The organism is Paenibacillus sp. B46(2026), assembly GCF_056786355.1.
This window is the reverse complement of record NZ_CM165907.1, coordinates 430,344-447,332: the sequence shown is the minus strand read 5'-3', so window position 1 is coordinate 447,332 and position 16,989 is coordinate 430,344. Positions and strand designations below refer to the sequence as shown.

16 protein-coding genes are annotated in these 16,989 nt (G+C 48.7%); 7 read left to right on the top strand and 9 right to left on the bottom strand.

The window, feature by feature from the left end; genetic code table 11:
- Positions 1 to 148: 148 nt before the first annotated feature.
- Entirely contained in the window at positions 149 to 667 is a 519-nt protein-coding gene (locus tag AC1S8V_RS02150; RefSeq protein WP_482072238.1) for a sigma-70 family RNA polymerase sigma factor, read from the top strand.
- A complete protein-coding gene (locus AC1S8V_RS02145; protein ID WP_482072237.1) occupies positions 664 to 1,515 on the top strand; it encodes a DUF4179 domain-containing protein in 852 nt (283 codons plus the stop codon). The genes AC1S8V_RS02150 and AC1S8V_RS02145 overlap by 4 nt, the downstream gene beginning before the upstream one ends.
- A 90-nt stretch (positions 1,516 to 1,605) precedes the next feature.
- Here AC1S8V_RS02145 and AC1S8V_RS02140 read toward each other — a convergent pair whose 3' ends face one another.
- The gene (locus AC1S8V_RS02140; RefSeq protein ID WP_017691032.1) at positions 1,606 to 2,067 is read right to left on the bottom strand and encodes a cupin domain-containing protein; all 462 of its coding nucleotides are present in this window, start codon (positions 2,065 to 2,067) and stop codon (positions 1,606 to 1,608) included.
- 200 nt (positions 2,068 to 2,267) lie between these two features.
- On the opposite strand from AC1S8V_RS02140, the gene AC1S8V_RS02135 reads away from it, so the two are divergent.
- Positions 2,268 to 3,119, top strand: coding sequence for a helix-turn-helix transcriptional regulator (locus AC1S8V_RS02135; RefSeq protein ID WP_482072236.1), 852 nt, complete (start codon positions 2,268 to 2,270; stop codon positions 3,117 to 3,119).
- 152 nt (positions 3,120 to 3,271) lie between these two features.
- Here AC1S8V_RS02135 and AC1S8V_RS02130 read toward each other — a convergent pair whose 3' ends face one another.
- On the bottom strand, positions 3,272 to 4,885 hold the full coding sequence (locus AC1S8V_RS02130) for a glycoside hydrolase family 28 protein (protein ID WP_482072235.1): 1,614 nt from the start codon (positions 4,883 to 4,885) through the stop codon (positions 3,272 to 3,274).
- A gap of 479 nt (positions 4,886 to 5,364) precedes the next feature.
- Here AC1S8V_RS02130 and AC1S8V_RS02125 point away from each other — a divergent pair, with 479 nt between their 5' ends.
- From AC1S8V_RS02125 to AC1S8V_RS02110, 4 genes are all read left to right on the top strand, one after another.
- Positions 5,365 to 6,093, top strand: a complete 729-nt coding sequence (locus AC1S8V_RS02125) for an amino acid ABC transporter ATP-binding protein (RefSeq protein ID WP_482072234.1) — start codon at positions 5,365 to 5,367, stop codon at positions 6,091 to 6,093.
- Between the two features lie 40 nt (positions 6,094 to 6,133).
- A complete protein-coding gene (locus AC1S8V_RS02120) occupies positions 6,134 to 6,970 on the top strand; it encodes a transporter substrate-binding domain-containing protein (protein ID WP_482072233.1) in 837 nt (278 codons plus the stop codon).
- Between the two features lie 101 nt (positions 6,971 to 7,071).
- Complete coding sequence (locus AC1S8V_RS02115; RefSeq protein WP_482072232.1) at positions 7,072 to 7,791, top strand: amino acid ABC transporter permease; 720 nt, start codon at positions 7,072 to 7,074, stop codon at positions 7,789 to 7,791.
- A gap of 94 nt (positions 7,792 to 7,885) precedes the next feature.
- Positions 7,886 to 8,536, top strand: a complete 651-nt coding sequence (locus AC1S8V_RS02110) for an amino acid ABC transporter permease (protein ID WP_482072231.1) — start codon at positions 7,886 to 7,888, stop codon at positions 8,534 to 8,536.
- A 73-nt stretch (positions 8,537 to 8,609) separates the two neighbouring features.
- On the opposite strand, the gene AC1S8V_RS02105 is transcribed toward AC1S8V_RS02110, so the two are convergent.
- The 7 genes from AC1S8V_RS02105 to AC1S8V_RS02075 all read right to left on the bottom strand — a co-directional run bounded on the left by AC1S8V_RS02105 (position 8,610) and on the right by AC1S8V_RS02075 (position 16,774).
- Entirely contained in the window at positions 8,610 to 9,947 is a 1,338-nt protein-coding gene (locus tag AC1S8V_RS02105) for an FAD-dependent oxidoreductase (RefSeq protein ID WP_482074365.1), read from the bottom strand.
- Between the two features lie 59 nt (positions 9,948 to 10,006).
- Positions 10,007 to 10,861: a carbohydrate ABC transporter permease gene (locus tag AC1S8V_RS02100; RefSeq protein ID WP_482072230.1), complete on the bottom strand. Its 855-nt coding sequence runs from the start codon at positions 10,859 to 10,861 to the stop codon at positions 10,007 to 10,009.
- Positions 10,845 to 11,759, bottom strand: coding sequence for a carbohydrate ABC transporter permease (locus AC1S8V_RS02095; RefSeq protein ID WP_482072229.1), 915 nt, complete (start codon positions 11,757 to 11,759; stop codon positions 10,845 to 10,847). The genes AC1S8V_RS02100 and AC1S8V_RS02095 overlap by 17 nt, the downstream gene beginning before the upstream one ends.
- 278 nt (positions 11,760 to 12,037) lie before the next feature.
- The gene (locus AC1S8V_RS02090; RefSeq protein ID WP_482072228.1) at positions 12,038 to 12,748 is read right to left on the bottom strand and encodes a hypothetical protein; all 711 of its coding nucleotides are present in this window, start codon (positions 12,746 to 12,748) and stop codon (positions 12,038 to 12,040) included.
- Between the two features lie 30 nt (positions 12,749 to 12,778).
- Positions 12,779 to 14,074 carry an ABC transporter substrate-binding protein gene (locus tag AC1S8V_RS02085; protein WP_482072227.1) on the bottom strand — a complete coding sequence of 432 codons (1,296 nt, stop codon included), beginning with the start codon at positions 14,072 to 14,074 and terminating at the stop codon, positions 12,779 to 12,781.
- Between the two features lie 103 nt (positions 14,075 to 14,177).
- Complete coding sequence (locus AC1S8V_RS02080; RefSeq protein ID WP_482072226.1) at positions 14,178 to 14,945, bottom strand: response regulator transcription factor; 768 nt, start codon at positions 14,943 to 14,945, stop codon at positions 14,178 to 14,180.
- A 5-nt stretch (positions 14,946 to 14,950) separates the two neighbouring features.
- On the bottom strand, positions 14,951 to 16,774 hold the full coding sequence (locus AC1S8V_RS02075; RefSeq protein ID WP_482072225.1) for a sensor histidine kinase: 1,824 nt from the start codon (positions 16,772 to 16,774) through the stop codon (positions 14,951 to 14,953).
- Between the last annotated feature and the right edge of the window lie 215 nt (positions 16,775 to 16,989).

Here is a 16,989-nt window from a genome sequence, read left to right as displayed (position 1 = left end):
TCGAAAGAAAAATTTTTTTTGACCGTTTAGAACTATTTTGTCTCCTCATCAGTCTAACGAGTGTCAAGCGAACTCAAGCACTTATACAGAATCCAGGCCTGGAACAAGCGGTGACTTGAATATTTAGGTTTATCAGGGGGGATCAGGAGTGATTAGACTGAACCATAGAAAGACAAAAGAAGAACAGTTCAGCGAAAAAATAACAGAGATTCAAAATAAATTATATCGACTGGCATACTGCTATGTTAAAAATGAACAAGAAGCGCTGGATATCGTATCCGAAGCGGTCTATAAAGGGTACATCGCTTATAGAAAGATGGAGTCCATGACTTATTTTGATTCCTGGATGTCACGAATTGTGATTAACACAGCGATAGATCATATTCGACGCAACCAGCGAGTGACCTATATGGAGGATCATATTCAGGAGTTTGTGGCTCCAGAGCGAGGGGCGTCGCTGGAAGAAAAAATGGATCTATATGACGCACTGGACCGGCTTATCCCCGAGGAAAGAGCCTATATCATATTAAAATTCTTTGTGAATCTTCCTTTTCGAGAGATGGCTGAAGTGCTCTCCATACCGGAAAATACAGTTAAGTCCAAATTCTATCGGATTATCAAAAAATTAAAATTTTATTTGATTGAAGGAGAGGTTGAGAACGTATGATAGGCAAAGACCGTTACGAAAATATTGAAATCCCTGCTCAACTTACTGACGTTATTCGTCATGCCCAGAAAAGAGCCACTGCTCGCAAGAATTCATCTCGAATGATTCGTTATGCCTCAGTCATAGCGGCATGTGTTGCTTTTCTCTTCGTGGTGAACATCCCTTCCGTAGCAAACGCCATGTCCAAAATACCTGTGGTCGGATCTATTGTTCAGGTGTTGCAATTTGGCGATGGAGGTAAAGTTACAGATGGAGTTACCATTGGCACGGAGACAACCGAAAATACACTTAAAATTAATTTTAGCACCGACGAACAGGATCAGGCCAATGATGCACCTTCTTATAATGTCGAACACAAAGAAGCACCGAATCGTGTCCTCTTCACTTTTAGCGGTGCACGTTACATGGATGTAGAGAAAGTCAAAGCCGACTTTATGACCCAGCCTTTAGTGAAAGATGTTTATGGTTCCATGATTTTAGACGACTCTTCCGTCGGATTCGTAGTTGTTTTAAAAGAAGAGGTACAGTATGCCGTAACGGAATTCAAGAACCCTGGATACCTGGAAGTGAAACTGACTTCCGACGGCAAACCGGTCACACCTCGGAAGGTATACTCTCTCCGCACAGAATCAATGCCTTTTGGAGAATCGATGGGTATAATTAAAGAATCCTATCCGGATGAGGACATCTCTTTCCTCAAAACGTCCACTGGTGAGTTTACAGCAGTTATTGGAGAATATCTTACCGCTGAAGAAGCTGAACAGAAGCTCAAAGAACTCGCTCAGCAACCGGATTATCATGAGGAGTTTTATGTGGACAGCTGGATGAGTAACGAAAATCCAAAGTGATTAGTTATTGCCAAAAGTGACGCTCAATCCAAAAAAATCCCGATTCGGATGCCCTGAGCATCTCCGATCGGGATTTTCACATATCAAAACCTATTCGCTTTTGGATACCAGCTTGAAATCATCAAAGTGGAAACCTGGTGCTACTACGCACGTTACCAATACAGGCTCATCACCCAGCGGGCGCGCTGTCTGCCATACGCCGGCAGGAACGAGCACCTGTGGTGATTGCCCCGCAGCAATATCCATCCCCAGAACAAGAACTTCCTCGTTCTCCGGGTTCTCCCCGTTGCCACCCAGCTTCAGCTCAACCGGACTGCCGCTGTGCCACAGCCAAAGTTCATCGGACAGAACCGTATGCCACTCGGAGATTTCATGTGCGTGCAGCAGAAAATACGTAGAACTTGCCGAGAATCGTGGGCCGGAGTATGTATCCGGCAGAACGGACTGCGGAATCTGATAAGATGCCTTCCATTCTTCCTTATACCAACCGCCTTCAACGTGAGGCTGCATATTGAGCGCAGCAACCAATGGCGATAATTCATGTGTCGTCATAACCTGTTTCCTTCCTTCCAAATCATATTGGAGACACTCCTTAACTAGAGTTTCGCCTCTCTCCCCCTACTCTAAAACATCATTCAAGTTTTGTCACCTTGACAGCACACGATTTCCAATGATAGCGTTTACAAAAAGATGGATTTTCCGTTATGATATGGATATCGTTGTTAATCCGTGAAGCAGAGGGGAGCTGTACCATGAGTCTCATAGAGGATCGGATTGGACCCAAATATCGAATCGGTGAACATTCATTTACCATTGAACATATGCGGAGACATGATGGTAACGGTATGCCACAGCCTCACGCTCATCCATTCTACGAATTGTATTACTTACTTGAAGGTGAACGAGTTTATTCCATGAATGGTCAGATTCTGTCCGCCCGCAAGGGTGATTTTATTCTGATTAATCCACACGATGTACATACTACCTCCAAAGGAAGTATTCCCGGCTTCGAACGAATATTAATCGGTTTTTCGCCTGCTTTTGCAACGGGGATGGAACTCGGCATATGTGGTCTGCTTCCTTTTAATTGTTCAAGACTCCTTCGCCTGCCTGAAGAAGAACAGCCCGAGATGGAGCGTATACTGTGGCAGATGCTGCAAGAATGCAAAGAGCGACGCCCTCACTATGAGATCGCCGTAAGAAGTCTGCTTGCCCAACTTTTGATCCGTATTCATCGGGTAGAGGAGAACATCCAGCAGTCATGCCCCGGTCCCTTGCATCCGATGCAGGACAAAATCAGTGAAATTGTCACTTATGTGAATAGCAACTATACCGAACCACTTACGCTGGAGAGTGCAGCAAATCGTTTTTATATCAGTCCATCCTATCTGAGCCGAATGTTCAGCCGGTTTACCGGGTTTCGGTTTAGCGAATATCTACGTGTTGTCCGGGTCCGTGAGGCACAGCGAAGATTGCTGTCCACACAAGAGCGGGTACAAATGATCGCAGAGAAGGTAGGATTTGAGCATACGGCTCATTTTAACAAAACATTCAAACAAGTCACCGGTACAACACCGCTTCGCTATCGCAAGGAACACCGGTAGATCATCAGATAACATCATATAAAAGCCGAGTGGGTAGCCTTGCTCCAGAGATTACGTATTCCTTATATCGAAAGGCATCGCGATTACTGGATCTATGGCTACGCCACTGCGGCTGAATTGGACCAACTTGTATAACCCCTACTACTTACCTTTTACCTGCGAATGATCACACCACTTCGTACCTCAGGACCCACAGAGATCTGACGACCGTCTGTGTCGGCATCGCCTTCACGACATACGATGCCAGCGGATTCGTGTCCGGTCACCATCAGAAGTCGGCCATCTGCACCTTTGCCCTGAATGCTCTCTAACTCTGCCCCTTTGCACTGGTGCAAATGAACCAGCGGACCTTCGGTAATCTGCGCCTGCAATTCAGCGATATGTAGATGTTTCGCATGAGCACATTGGATGCCACTGCGAGATTGCACGTGGTAACGCTGGATGATCACGCCATCCAAAGGCTGTTCCGGCAATCCACTCACGAGCAACGCAGTGTCGGCACCGGCACAGACCACATCCGATATTCGTATATCCCGGAACACTGGTGTCTCTTCGCTGATCTCCTGAGACAGATCACTGCCCCGGGCAGACCCTTCCTGATTCGCATAGAAAAAGGAGAACGAGATGGCTTCCATAATGATATCTTTCATATAAATGCGCTCAATCTGAATATCCTCAACCACCCCGCCGCGTCCACGTGCGCTTTTGAAGCGAAGTCCAATGTCCGTGCCGATAAACGTACAATCCGACACACGCACATGCCGCACACCACCGGACATCTCACTACCAATTACGAAACCGCCATGACCGTGATACACCGTGCAATCCCGAATGGTGATGTACTCCGATGGAAGACCCAATTCACGGCCTTCGGCATCCTTGCCTGATTTCAGACAGATCGCATCATCGCCGACATCGAATACACTCTGCTCCACTACCACATGACGGCAGGATTCAATGTCCAGCCCATCTCCATTCTGAGAAAACCACGGATTCCGCACGCTCACGTTACGAATGGTTATATGCTCAGATGCCCAAGGGTGCAGATTCCATGCAGGCGAGTTTTGGAACGTTGGACCGTCCAGCAGTACCCGTTTGCATCTGCGCAAGCTGACCATGTTGGGGCGTAAAAAGTCTCTGACTTTTTCATAAGATGCGACATCACGTACCTGCTCCTTATGTAACCGATTCGCAATGGCACCTCCTTCACGTGCAGATGCGGAAGGCCACCAGATTTCCTCCTCCCCACCAGATTGCTCAACAACACCACCCGAAGCCACCAATCGGTTCCACTGTGAAGTCGTCATTTTGGAGCGTTTAACCGGACGCCAGGCTTCACCGCCTCCATCCCATATCCCCTCACCGGTAATCGCAATATCCTCCAGTTGATCACCATCGATTGGGGATTGGCAACGTACAACCTGCCAGCCCTCGAAGCTCGACGCAATTAATGGGTATTGATCAAAATCTCGGCTAAACGTAACCAGTGCACCTGCTTCCACATGCAGTTCGATCCGGCTGCGCATTACAATTGGACCTGTGAGCCATACCCCCGCAGGGATTACGATTCTACCTCCTCCTGCTTCAGCACATGAAGCGATGGCAAGTCGGAACATCTCCGTATTATCTGTTACGCCGTCTCCAACAGCTCCATAGTCTGTAATTCGAAAATCCTGAGCAGGGATGACGGGCAAATTAGCTTCATAAGCTCGAATATCAGACCGGGCACCTGCTCCTGTCGACATTGGGGAGTGATATGTATTCATCGTGCAGAATCATCCTCTCTACCTGTAATGGAATCGTTATGGGATCAACATTTCGTTCTACCTTCTTAGTTTCCTTTCAGATAGGTACTCTCTCGCTCCATCATATCAATGGCATGATACACAGGGTTGAGCTTTTTTGCCATGTACGGTTAGAACTTGATGGAATTTGTTTTTATGATGAGAGTCATAAATCAAACACCATTCCCAGTATACTCTATACATCTATTCCAAAGGTTGGTAAACAACTAGGAGATTCGATTCATTTTTCTGTCAGGATTCGTCACAAGACATTCAATAATATGACAGATATATAACACAATTACTGGCTATAGCCCTAGAATTCCTGTTACTTATGTCATGTTTTATCACAAACTAATTGCCATAAGCAGGATGACTATGTATGATTAAATAACTAGTTTCAATTTATTCCTTATTATCCCTTTTACAAACCAACGTTGCAGAAAGGATGGGGTGTACTCTTGATTGAATTTAGGGGTGTCCAGAAGCATTTCGGTCATTTTCATGTCCTCAAGGATATCCATCTTCACATTGAAGAAGGAGAGGTCGTCGTCATTATCGGACCTTCCGGCTCCGGCAAAAGCACGTTACTCCGCTGTATTAACCGCCTGGAGACCATTACCGAAGGTGAACTTGTCGTCAGTGGGATTCCTCTACATCAGAAAAAGGTGGACATTAACCTCTTCCGCCGTGACATCGGCATGGTATTTCAACACTTCAATCTTTATCCTCACAAAAAAGTCATCGATAACATTACCCTTGCACCCATGAAGGTGCGCAAACAACCCAAAGAACAGGCAGCCACAACGGCAATGAAGTATCTGACCCGGGTGGGCATTGCCGACAAAGCAGACAGTTATCCCTCCCAGTTGTCCGGTGGACAGCAACAACGGGTAGCCATCGCCAGAGGACTCGCTATGGAGCCCAAAATCATGCTTTTTGACGAACCTACCTCTGCACTCGATCCCGAGATGATCGGGGAAGTCCTCGATGTTATGCGCTCCCTTGCTCATAATGGCATGACCATGGTTGTCGTTACCCATGAGATGGGATTCGCCCGCGAAGTTGCGGACCGGGTCATCTTCATGGACGAAGGCCGAATTGTTGAAGAGGCTACCGCCGCTGAATTTTTTGACAACCCCAGAGAAGAACGAGCACAGCAATTCCTGAGCCGTCTGATTCATCATTGAGAATAATCCAATATTCCATTTAGAAAAGGGGTCTTTATTCATGAAGAACATATTCAAATGGCCATCATTTATGCTTGTCCTCATTCTGTCGCTGGTATTATCCGGTTGTAGTACAGGTACAGATACAGATACACCTTCGACGAGCGGCGGTGGTGACGCCGAGGCCAAAGGCACGATCGAACGAATTAAAGAGCGCGGTAAACTCATTGCTGGTGTGAAATACGATACGAAGTTGTTCGGCCTGAAAGATCCGGCCAGCGGCAACGTTGAAGGATTCGACATTGATATAGCCAAGGCACTCGCCAAACAGATTCTTGGGGATGAAACCAAAGTAGAACTGAAAGAGGTTACTTCCAAAACACGCATTCCCATGCTGCAAAATGGAGACATTGATATCATCATCGCCACGATGACGATTACGGATGAGCGTAAGGAACAAGTGGATTTCAGTGATGTTTACTTCGAGGCAGGGCAGTCCCTGCTGGTGAAAAATGATAGTGCGATTACCGGCCTGGAAAGCCTCAGCGGGGTGAAAGTACTCGCGGTGAAAGGCTCCACATCCGCTCAGAACATTCGCGAGAAAGCCCCGGATGCCGAGGTGCTCGAATTCGATAATTATCAGGATGCGTTCACCGCTCTCAAAGCCGGTAAAGGCGAAGCGCTGACTACAGATAACATTATCCTGATCGGTATGCAACAGACGGATAACAGCTTCCAATTGGTTGGTGGCAATTTCACAAGCGAACCTTATGGTATGGCCATTCGCAAAGGCGACACTGCCTTCGTGGAGGAAGTCAACACGCTGCTCAAAAGCATGAAAGACAGCGGGGAATATGACACCTTACATGAGAAATGGTTGGGCTCCAAGCCCGAGTAACCCGAATTAAGATGGGTAAGCGGCGAATTCGTCTGCTGGATGCGATACATAAGCAGGCGTAATCGCCGTTTCTACATCTGGAGAACGGAGGCTTCGCCTATATGGGCACATTGGATTTCAACGTACTGATGCGACACTCGGATCGTTTTATGGAAGGATTCCTGAATACCATTCAAGTGAGCATTATAGCTCTGATCGGCAGCTTTATCCTTGGCGCAATCCTGGCCATCTTTCGGATATCTCCTGTGAAACCGCTGAACTGGATTGGCACGGCTTTTGTGGAATTTATCCGGAACATCCCATTGCTGTTGGTTGTGTTTTTCTTCTATCTTGGACTGCCTGCACTAGGCATCTCGCTGGATGGGTTTGTCTCCGGTACTCTGGGTCTGACCATCTACACCGCCGCTTTCATTGCCGAAGCGATCCGAGCGGGCATTCAGACGGTGCCGCGTGGACAACTGGAAGCAGCAAGGTCTTCCGGCTTGTCCTATGTACAGGCCATGAACCTGATCATTCTGCCCCAGGCCATCAAGATTGTACTGCCGTCCATCGGCAACCAGTTCATCAATTTGGTCAAAAACTCATCCATTCTTGCCGTTGTCGCCGGTATGGATCTTATGTATTTTGCCGACCTGGTTAACTCGGATACGTTCCAACCGCTAAGTGTGTACACCATTGTTGCGCTGTTCTATCTGGTAATGACACTACCACTTAGCTTCCTGGTGCATTATATGGAGCGCAGGTTTGGACAGAGTGATGCAGAGGCGCGCACCAAGGGCAAGCCGAAAAAGAACAAACCTGCGGGTCAGGTCACCATGTAATGCTACGGTGCTTGAATTGCTCTATACACAGTCCATGCTCCATCTATTAATCTTCGATATTCCATTCCTGCACACAGAAGGAGGCTAATAAAATATGGACTTTAGCGGGGCCTATGCGTGGCCCAACCTTCGGTTCCTGCTTCAAGGATTCCTGATCACCCTGCAGGTAGCAGGGCTATCCATTGTATTCAGCTTCGTGCTCGGAACTGTGTTGGGTACGGTGCGGTATACCCGCCTCCCTGTTCTGTCACAGATCGTGGCGGTGATCGTGGATACGATCCGGAATCTGCCGCTGCTGCTCATCATTTTCTTCATCCACATGGTACTTCCACAGCTCGGGATTAAAATGTCCGTCTTCTGGTCCACAGTTGTTGGACTGAGTCTGTTTGAAGGCGCGATGATCGCCGAGATCGTCCGTAGCGGTCTGAAGTCCGTTGAGCGCGGTCAGGTGGAAGCCGCCCGCTCCTCGGGACTTAGCTACATGCAGACCCTCGGTGGCATCATCATGCCACAGGCGCTACGCCGCATGTCTCCGCCGATGGTCAGCCAGTTCATCTCACTCCTGAAGGATACTTCACTGGCGATCATCATCTCCCTGCCGGAGCTAATGCACAACGTGCAGATCCTTGGCGGTCAAAGTTTCGATTACATTATCCCAGCCCTGTTGCTCGCAGCCGTATTGTATTTTGTCATCAACTACGCGCTGTCCATTGTCGCAAGGCGACTTGAGGCACGGATGAATTGAAGTGGGAAGAACCCCAAGAAATGACTCCAGTTCCACCTCAATGGTGGTTACGGAGTCTTCTTTGGTTTGTCCCTCAAATCTCCGCTCCGTTGTGACGTAATTCCGCCTGTAGCAGCGCGATCGGCAGTTCCTCCGGATCAAGCTTCATCTTCACTGTTAATGCAGCTGCTGTCCCCGCGGCCTCCCCCGTAGCCATACAGCTCGGAGTCAGCCTTGTCGTAGCATGCGCCTCATGTGTGGTGGAGATGCAGCGTCCTGCCGCCAACAGATTGCGAATATTCTGAGAAATCAGACAGCGGTACGGAATATCGTATGCCCCGTCTCCCTCTATAAAGGCAGCTACAACGCCTTGACCTGAAGGGTCATGAATATCAATCGGATAACCACTTCTGGCAATCACATCGTCAAACTTCCGTCCCGCAACCACATCCGCCTGGGTCAACGCATAATGCCCAATAATCCGCCTGGATTCACGAATGCCAATCTGCGGCGCTACTGCCGAGATCGAAGCCCGTTCGAAGCCTGGGACATCATGCTGCAAAAATTCAGCGATCATCAGCACCTGCTTCCGGCCTTCCTGTTCCGCAGAGGTCAGATCCTCGGCATCCGTCGCATCGAGTCCCTGCACTCGCGTACAATTAATCAGCACTTCATCCTCTGCCGGTCCGGTAAAAAATAATACCTGATCGCGATTAATCGGCACACCCGCTTTTTTCCACTGGGAATAGAAGCCGCTCACGCCGGTTAACGGAATGCTGTCCAGCTCGGAGAATGGGGTCTTGGCATAGAAATCCTCCGGGTGCTCCTGCATGTATTGCTTCACTCGTCCAAGATCGACACCACGCATGCGGAATTTCATGGTCATTGGCTGAGACTGGTTATCGCCATCTCTCCCCTTCGCCACCGAAGCACCAGCAAGATAAGCCAGATCCGCATCACCGCTTGCATCCACGAATACGTTCGCTTGGAACTCCTTTCGTCCAGACTTGTTTGTCACTCGCACCGCTTCCACCCGATCGTCCCCAACGACCACTTCATCCACAAAACTGTGCAATAACAGCCGGACACCGGCCTCCTGCAACAGCTCTGCCGCAACCACCTGAAAGATGGCTGGATGGTACGGCGTAACGGTATGCACAAATCCAACCGTATCACGCAAATGCCCCGGGGAGCCGCCACGCGCCTGCAAACGATCCACAATCTCCTGCGCAATACCTTTAATGACCTGCTCACCACGCTCCGTATGGAAAGTCATCCAGGGATAGACCATAGCAGCGGTTGACATCCCGCCCACGAATCCGTATCGCTCCACCAGCACTGTTCGTATACCCTGCCGTCCAGCCGCAATGGCTGCCGCTATACCCGCAGGGCCCCCTCCTACAATAACGACATCTGCTTCTTCCTTTTTCATGCTCATCCGTTCACGCAAATGTTGTTCCTCCTTCCGTTCTATTGCACGTATTACACGGCTTACTCTTTCAGTCCCGTCATGGCAACCCCCTCAATGAACCGCCGTTGTGCCAGGAAAAAAACAATTAACAGTGGCAAGGTCGCCATGACGGTGGAGCTCATCAGATATTGCCAGGCTGTACCCACTTCATCTGTAAAAAGGGATAATCCAAGCGGCAGCGTCATTAGATCACGCGAGTTAATGAAGATCAACGGATCAAAAAACTCATTCCAGATGGTCACAAACGTGAAGATCGTCAGCGTAGCCATACCCGGCTTGGCAATGGGCAGCATAATTCGCGCGTATATTCGAAATCGGTTGCAGCCGTCGATCATCGCCGCTTCCTCCAGCTCCGTTGGCACCGTAATGAAGAACTGCCGCATCACAAAGATGCCAAATACACCGCCCGCGCCAAAGATTGGCAATAATATCAACGGAAGATGGGTATCAATCCACCCCAGTTGCCGCATGAATAGAAACATCGGAATCGCCGTCACCTCATGGGGAATCATCATTGCACTCAGCAGGATGAGAAATACCACATTACGTCCTTTAAACGGAATTTTGGCGAATGCATAACCGGCGAGAGAAGCAAAAAATACTGTTCCCAGCACAACCAACGCAGAAATGTAGATACTGTTCCAATAAAAACGGTGAAACGGAATCAATCGAAAGACATCGATGTAGTTCTGAAATCGGAATGGTTCCGGTATCCACTGCGGTGGATAGGTGAATATGCTCTGGGGTTCCTTGAATGATGTCGATATCATCCAGATAAATGGCACAATCATAATGAGGGAAATTAGAGTCAGCAACAAATACGTCCCCAGAGTACTTCCTATCTTCCGCCCCGAAGGACTAGGCATCGCCTTCATTGAATACCCACCTCTTTCGGAGCTGCCATTGCAGCAGTGTCAGAATTAGCACGATAAAGAACAGTACATATGCGAGAGCAGAAGCGTAGCCAAACTGAAATAATTTGAATGCTTTTTCCCAGATATAATAAACCAATACTTTTGTACTGTTGCTCGGCCCGCCCTGTGTCATCACATAGATCTGCCCGAATACTTTGAGTGAACCAATCACGGTCATGACCACAGTCAAAAACACCGTTGGTGTGATCATGGGCAGCGTGACGTGAAAAAAGGTTCCCCTTTTGCCCGCCCCGTCTAATGTTGCTGCTTCGTACAGTGAACGCGGTACCTGCTGAATGGCTGCAATGAACAGCACCATATTCAGACCTACATTTTTCAGCACACTTGTCACGATAACCGCCGGCATTGCCAAATTCTCATTGTAAAGCCAGGCCGGACCCTTGATACCCGTCATCAACAGAAGCTGATTAATCAATCCCGACTCTGTCGCATACATCAGCTTCCACACGATGGCCCATACGATCAGCGAAGTCATGACCGGAACAAAGATGGCGGTTCGGAAAATTCCGATACCCCGCAGATTTCTGGATAGCAGCAACGCGAGCAGCAGGGCGAGCACAATATTAAGCGGCACCAGCCCCGCTGTGAAATAAACCGTATTGGCAAGCACTTTCCAGAACATCGCGTCTGTCATAATATTCCCGTAATTATCCAATCCAATAAAATGATGATCCCCCAGCAGAGGCCAATCGGTCAGGCTCATGTATAACGCAAGACCCATGGGAAATAACAGCAGCAGGGTAAACCCAAGCACCATTGGCGATACAAACAGCCAACCCGCGATCTGGGCCTCTCTGGCGAGCGGCCCCCTTCCTGTACGCTTGCGTGAATGGGTCACAATTCAGGCCCCCTTTATAATCAAATTTCCTCCTGAAGCTGAACTCTGCGACGATTCTATATAAGGTGAACTATACATTTACACAAGAACGTAGAGGACAGAAAAAACCTGAAGAAGCGAAGTGGTCGCCTAAAAGCTTTCTGGAAGAAAGCTGCATCGGAAGCATATGCTTATCCCCGGATTTCCCCTTTATATAAGGGATTCAAAAAAAATCTGGGGATAACAGCGATCGGAAGGTTGTTCTGGCATCGGAGTGACAAGTGTAAATATTCTTTAGTTCAACTTATATAGTCCGAACGGTTCAGACTGTCCACCGCATTACGAAACCCGTTCACAGTCCTTCGCAGCTGTTCCTCCGTGTTGCCTGTCACGACCGCCCCAAGCATAATCGCTTTGACCCCGGTATCATGCAGGACACGAACATCCTCCGGCACCAGCTTTCGCTGGGAAGGAACCAATACCGGAACCTGGGCTTGCAAGACCAGACGGCGATACTTGAGCACATCCGCGAAGCTGAGCGGTGTACCATATTCCTTTCCAGGTACAATGGATGCCTCCAGAGCGGTGAAGCCGAAGTGCGCTGCTGATGTTACGAGGGAAGCATCATATTCTTCATTGATCGCAAACGTTGGGTCCAGCCCCAAGTCATTCAACATGAAGGAAGGCAAGTGATGTGCATAGATGGAATAGAAATCAAAACCCAGCCCAGAAAGTCCCTCCACATCCTCCCTTTGTGCTCCATCAATACTGCCAGAAGGTACGACCCCTAGCGGACCACCAAACTCACTGCGGATCGCCCGAAACACCTCGGCGTACATGTCCAATGGACCAAAATGATTCCCGCTGGCGCGATGACCGACATTATAATGCACCTTCAGTGCATCAGCGCCCTCTTCCATGGCTGCCCGAGCCAAACCAATATCATTCTCAGGCAGACTGACCACCAGCGACAGCGGTTTCCGTTCAAGTAATTCTTTGAATTTGCCCATCGTTCTCACCTCCGGTTTCAATCGAATGATTTAGGGTTGCAACACGCTTTGGATCTCTTCCTGCATTTGTTTCAGGTTATCCTCAGCTGTCGCTGTCTTTGCAAATAGTCGGTCAAATCCCTGCAATACCGCATTGTCGATATCCTGCCAACGGATATGACCGGGAATTAAGCGCGCTTTCGGCATTTCATCAATGACGGCCTGCACGATATGCTCTTTGCTCGGGTTATTCGGCTGGAGAATGAATGCATCCGAGTTCAGAACAGAGGTACGCGGAGGCACAAAGTAGGTGGCTGTCGCCTGAATCCCCTGCTCATTGGCAAAATACTTCAACAGCTTCTTCGTTTCCTCTGGATGTTTGCTGTCGTTGAACATGGCATATCCGGCCTGCCCCAGCATCGGTACACTGCCTTGAGAGCCGGAAGGCATAGGAGCGATGCTCCATTCAAAATCCGTAATTTCTCTTGCTTTGGAAACATAGCTGTAATTATCAAAGAACATGCCCACATTACCCGCATCAAAGCTGACCTGTTCGCCCGCCTTTGGGTGTGATTCATCGGTGAACATCATGCGTTCCAGTAATTCAAAGGTCTGTACGCCATAGGCATCGTTCCAGGTGAACGTTGTCATGCCTTCATCGAATGGACCGCTTCCATTGGACCAGGAGTAGGAGGAAAGCACCGCCCAGGTCTTCCAATCGCGAAAAAAGTTGGCACCATAGACTCGGTTACTCGCATCCTTGCTGGTAATGGCTTTGGCGGACTCTTCGAACTGTTCCCATGTCCATTGTCCTTGGGTGGCAAGTGTGTTTGGATCAGTCAGGCCGGCTTGGTCGAACAGCGTTTTATTGTAAAACATGACCACCGGAGGTGTAGAGAAAGGTAGCCCTAGCAATTGATCGCCATCATGGAACAAATCCAATGTACTTGGAATATAATCATCCAGCTTAAACTGAGCATCATCCTTGAACTCGGATACATCGGCCAGAATGTGGTTGGACTTGAATTGTGGCACCATTCGCTCCGATACCCAGGCGAGATCGGGAAGAGAGCCTCCGGCGGCAAGCACCGAAATTTTTTGCTGGTATTCTGCGAAAGGTACGGATTCCATCGTTACTTTGATGCCTGGATTTTCCTTCGTGAAGTCATCGATCAACTTGTTGTATACATCCATATGCGCCTGATTGCCCCACATCATGAACTTCAGCTCGACCTCTCCATTCTCTCCGCCTGCACTCCCAGATTCACTGTTAGAATTGGAGCTTGCGCACGCGATTGAAGCCATCATCATGAGTACAAGCATCAGTATCAGTCCTGCTTTTTTCATGGAAATCCCCCTTATGGACGTCGTGGTATACATGTGCAACCAAAGTATAACGAAAGCATCGTTCCCTCATAAATCACGTCAACTACAGAAATGGTATGGTTTTTCAAGAGATACTGAATCGGTCTCGATATTCTCCTGCGGTCCATCCCACCTGCTGCTTGAACACCAGCATGAAATGTTTGGGGCTCTGATGACCGGATAACCGCGCCACATCATAGATTTTGAGACCCGTGTTGATCAGCAACCACTTGGCCCGCTCCATACGCGCCTCAGTGATGTATTCGGAATAATTGATGCCTATTTCGTTCTTGAACAACTGGCTTAAATAAGTGGGGTTCAAGTTAACGAGATCTGCCATCGTCTGAAGTCGCAGATCTCCATCGGGATGTTGCTTGATGTGCTCCTTCACATCTCGGATAATCTTCCGTGTATCTCCGCCAGCGTGTTCTGCTTTCCCAGATGGCTCAGAGATAGAAAGAGTTGTAATACCGTATCTGCGATCCAGTAGCAATTGAATCTTTTGTATGCATAATGCCAGTTCATAGCGATCGATTGGCTTCAACAGGTAGTTCAACACCCCAAACTCCATCGCTCTGCGTGCATAATCAAACTCGCCATAGCCGCTTATGATGAGCATTAGCAATTCAGGATACATGTCTCTGGCTTTGCTTACCAAAGTTAATCCGTCCATTTCACGCATGCGGATATCCGTGATTAACACGTCCGGCACCTCACATCTCAGAAAATCCAGCGCCTCGGTTCCACTCGAAGCTTCGCCCGTTACCTGAAACTGAGAAGACGCTTGTACGATCAACTCCCTCAGTCCCTGACGGATGACCGTCTCATCCTCTACAAGCAATACTTTATACATGCGCTTCAATCCCCTTTCGGTAGAAGTTGAATGGATATCGTGACCACCAGGCCCTGCCCGGGACTTCCATCAATGCTTAGGCTCCCGCCTTCTCCATATATGAGGCGAAGCCTCTGGGCGATATTGTTAAGCCCCAGACTGTCCCCGGCATGGCAACGTAATGCCTGACTGGAAGGCTGTTTCGATATGGACTCGTTTAACTCATCAATCTCAGCCTGAGTCATACCCTTACCGTTGTCTCGCACGCTAATCAGCAGCTCATGGTCAAATTTCAAGGCAGATACCCAGATTACTCCTCCATTTTCTTGCCCTTCAATGCCGTGGTAGACTGCATTCTCCACCAGCGGTTGCAGTACCAGCTTGGGAATCAAATACTCCGTTATTGCTTCTTCGATGTCATAGATAATCTCTAACTTGCCGTCGTAACGTACCTGCTGAATGCGTACATAGGATTGTACAAAAGCAAGTTCTTCCCCAAGTGGAACCATCCGGTCCACCTTATCAATCGTATAGCGCAGCAGCTTGCCAAGCGCTGTCACCATGTCCGACACCTCTGCGTGCTTCTGGCGAATGGCCATCATGTTAATGGACTCCAGCGTGTTGTATATAAAATGGGGGTTCATCTGGCTTTGCAACGCTGACAACTCTGCCTCCCGCTCTTGAATGCCCAACAGAAACACCTCATTGAACAGTCGATGAATCTCTTCCATCATGCGGTTAAAACCCCGGCTTATCTGCCCGAATTCATCACTGCTGAAGTGTGCTACACGCTGGCTAAAATCTCCCTGCTCCACCCGAATCATGTGGTGCTTCAGTCGAATCAGTGGCCGGGTGATGCGATAGGATAAAAGAACCGCCAGAATCGCTATACCCGCCATACACAACACTGCGAACCATATCGTGAAGGTGAGCATCTCACCTGACTCCTTTTGAATCACAGCAATAGGTGTAAGACTAATCACTGAAAGCCCAGAATAGCTGGAATGATTTTGTACATAGAGATAGGACTGCCCATCCAGAACAACTTTTTGGTTTCCTGCATAGTTTTGAAGCTGTCCCTGCATTAGCAACTGTTCGTACGCAGACATTCCTCCGTTTGAGGTCCGTTCGAACAGCAGACGCTGTTTGCTGTCTACAATCATCAGGCTTGCATCTTGCTCATAATTCAGATTGGATAACAGTTGACCGAAGGCCTCCAGACGGATGTCAATCAGAATGTAACCCAATCGCTGGAGCGTGCCCGGATCTCGAAGTACTCTGCCCACCGATATATACGATTCTTGCTGACCACCCGTGTAATAGCCGGGTTGATGCGGAGGAAGCAGGCGCCATGTCCCTTCCGAGTCTTCAAGCTCTGCAAACCAGTCATCCTGTCTGCTGTCCCATACCGGCTTGACCGCCAGTGAATCGAGGTTGGAGAACAGAATGCCGCTGTTGCTAATCAGATGAATTCCTCGAATCTCGGGTCGGTCATAAGCTTGACCAGATGTATAGAGCTTCATTTTCAGATAATCCTCAGACCTCGCCCATGTACCCGACCCCATTGAAGCGTTGTATTTGTCTAGGATGCCAAGTACCATCTGATCGTAAAGCGGCAAGAGCGACAACCGCTCAAAGTCCTTCAGCAGCCGATTCAGATTAGCGTTAATCTGGCGAACCATATCAATGGTGAACTGCTCGGTCTTGCGATCCATCGTCTGCGAGAAATGTTTGTAGTTCATCACTCCCTGCAAGCTTAGCGGCAGCAACGTCAGCGCCAGGAACAACAGGAGCAACTTGGTGCGCAGGTTTACATTTTTTCCGAAATAGCCCTTTACCTTGCCCATCATTTCCGTTCATCCCTCCCTCTCCCGATCATTGTATGAGCCCCCTTCACAGATCAATCTGGATATAACTGGGGTCATCATATCCAGTTTTAATGATCATTCGCTATCCTGCCAATCCTCGAATTGGTACGGAATTTCAAGTTATGCGCATGGGTTTCAGGGTGAACGCCAAAAAGCCGACTGTATCGCTACAGTCGACTACGCTATTTCTATAGAAG

What these genes read in the sequence shown, in the direction of transcription:
- AC1S8V_RS02115 (WP_482072232.1), top strand. Translation starts at nt 7,072, where the DNA reads ATGGGCACATTGGATTTCAACGTACTGATGCGACACTCGGATCGTTTT.
- AC1S8V_RS02135 (WP_482072236.1), top strand. Translation starts at nt 2,268, where the DNA reads ATGAGTCTCATAGAGGATCGGATTGGACCCAAATATCGAATCGGTGAA.
- AC1S8V_RS02145 (WP_482072237.1), top strand. Translation starts at nt 664, where the DNA reads ATGATAGGCAAAGACCGTTACGAAAATATTGAAATCCCTGCTCAACTT.
- AC1S8V_RS02105 (WP_482074365.1), bottom strand. Translation starts at nt 9,947, where the DNA reads ATGAAAAAGGAAGAAGCAGATGTCGTTATTGTAGGAGGGGGCCCTGCG.
- AC1S8V_RS02110 (WP_482072231.1), top strand. Translation starts at nt 7,886, where the DNA reads ATGGACTTTAGCGGGGCCTATGCGTGGCCCAACCTTCGGTTCCTGCTT.
- AC1S8V_RS02085 (WP_482072227.1), bottom strand. Translation starts at nt 14,074, where the DNA reads ATGAAAAAAGCAGGACTGATACTGATGCTTGTACTCATGATGATGGCT.
- AC1S8V_RS02120 (WP_482072233.1), top strand. Translation starts at nt 6,134, where the DNA reads ATGAAGAACATATTCAAATGGCCATCATTTATGCTTGTCCTCATTCTG.
- AC1S8V_RS02100 (WP_482072230.1), bottom strand. Translation starts at nt 10,861, where the DNA reads ATGAAGGCGATGCCTAGTCCTTCGGGGCGGAAGATAGGAAGTACTCTG.
- AC1S8V_RS02140 (WP_017691032.1), bottom strand. Translation starts at nt 2,067, where the DNA reads ATGACGACACATGAATTATCGCCATTGGTTGCTGCGCTCAATATGCAG.
- AC1S8V_RS02080 (WP_482072226.1), bottom strand. Translation starts at nt 14,945, where the DNA reads ATGTATAAAGTATTGCTTGTAGAGGATGAGACGGTCATCCGTCAGGGA.
- AC1S8V_RS02090 (WP_482072228.1), bottom strand. Translation starts at nt 12,748, where the DNA reads ATGGGCAAATTCAAAGAATTACTTGAACGGAAACCGCTGTCGCTGGTG.
- AC1S8V_RS02130 (WP_482072235.1), bottom strand. Translation starts at nt 4,885, where the DNA reads ATGAATACATATCACTCCCCAATGTCGACAGGAGCAGGTGCCCGGTCT.
- AC1S8V_RS02075 (WP_482072225.1), bottom strand. Translation starts at nt 16,774, where the DNA reads ATGATGGGCAAGGTAAAGGGCTATTTCGGAAAAAATGTAAACCTGCGC.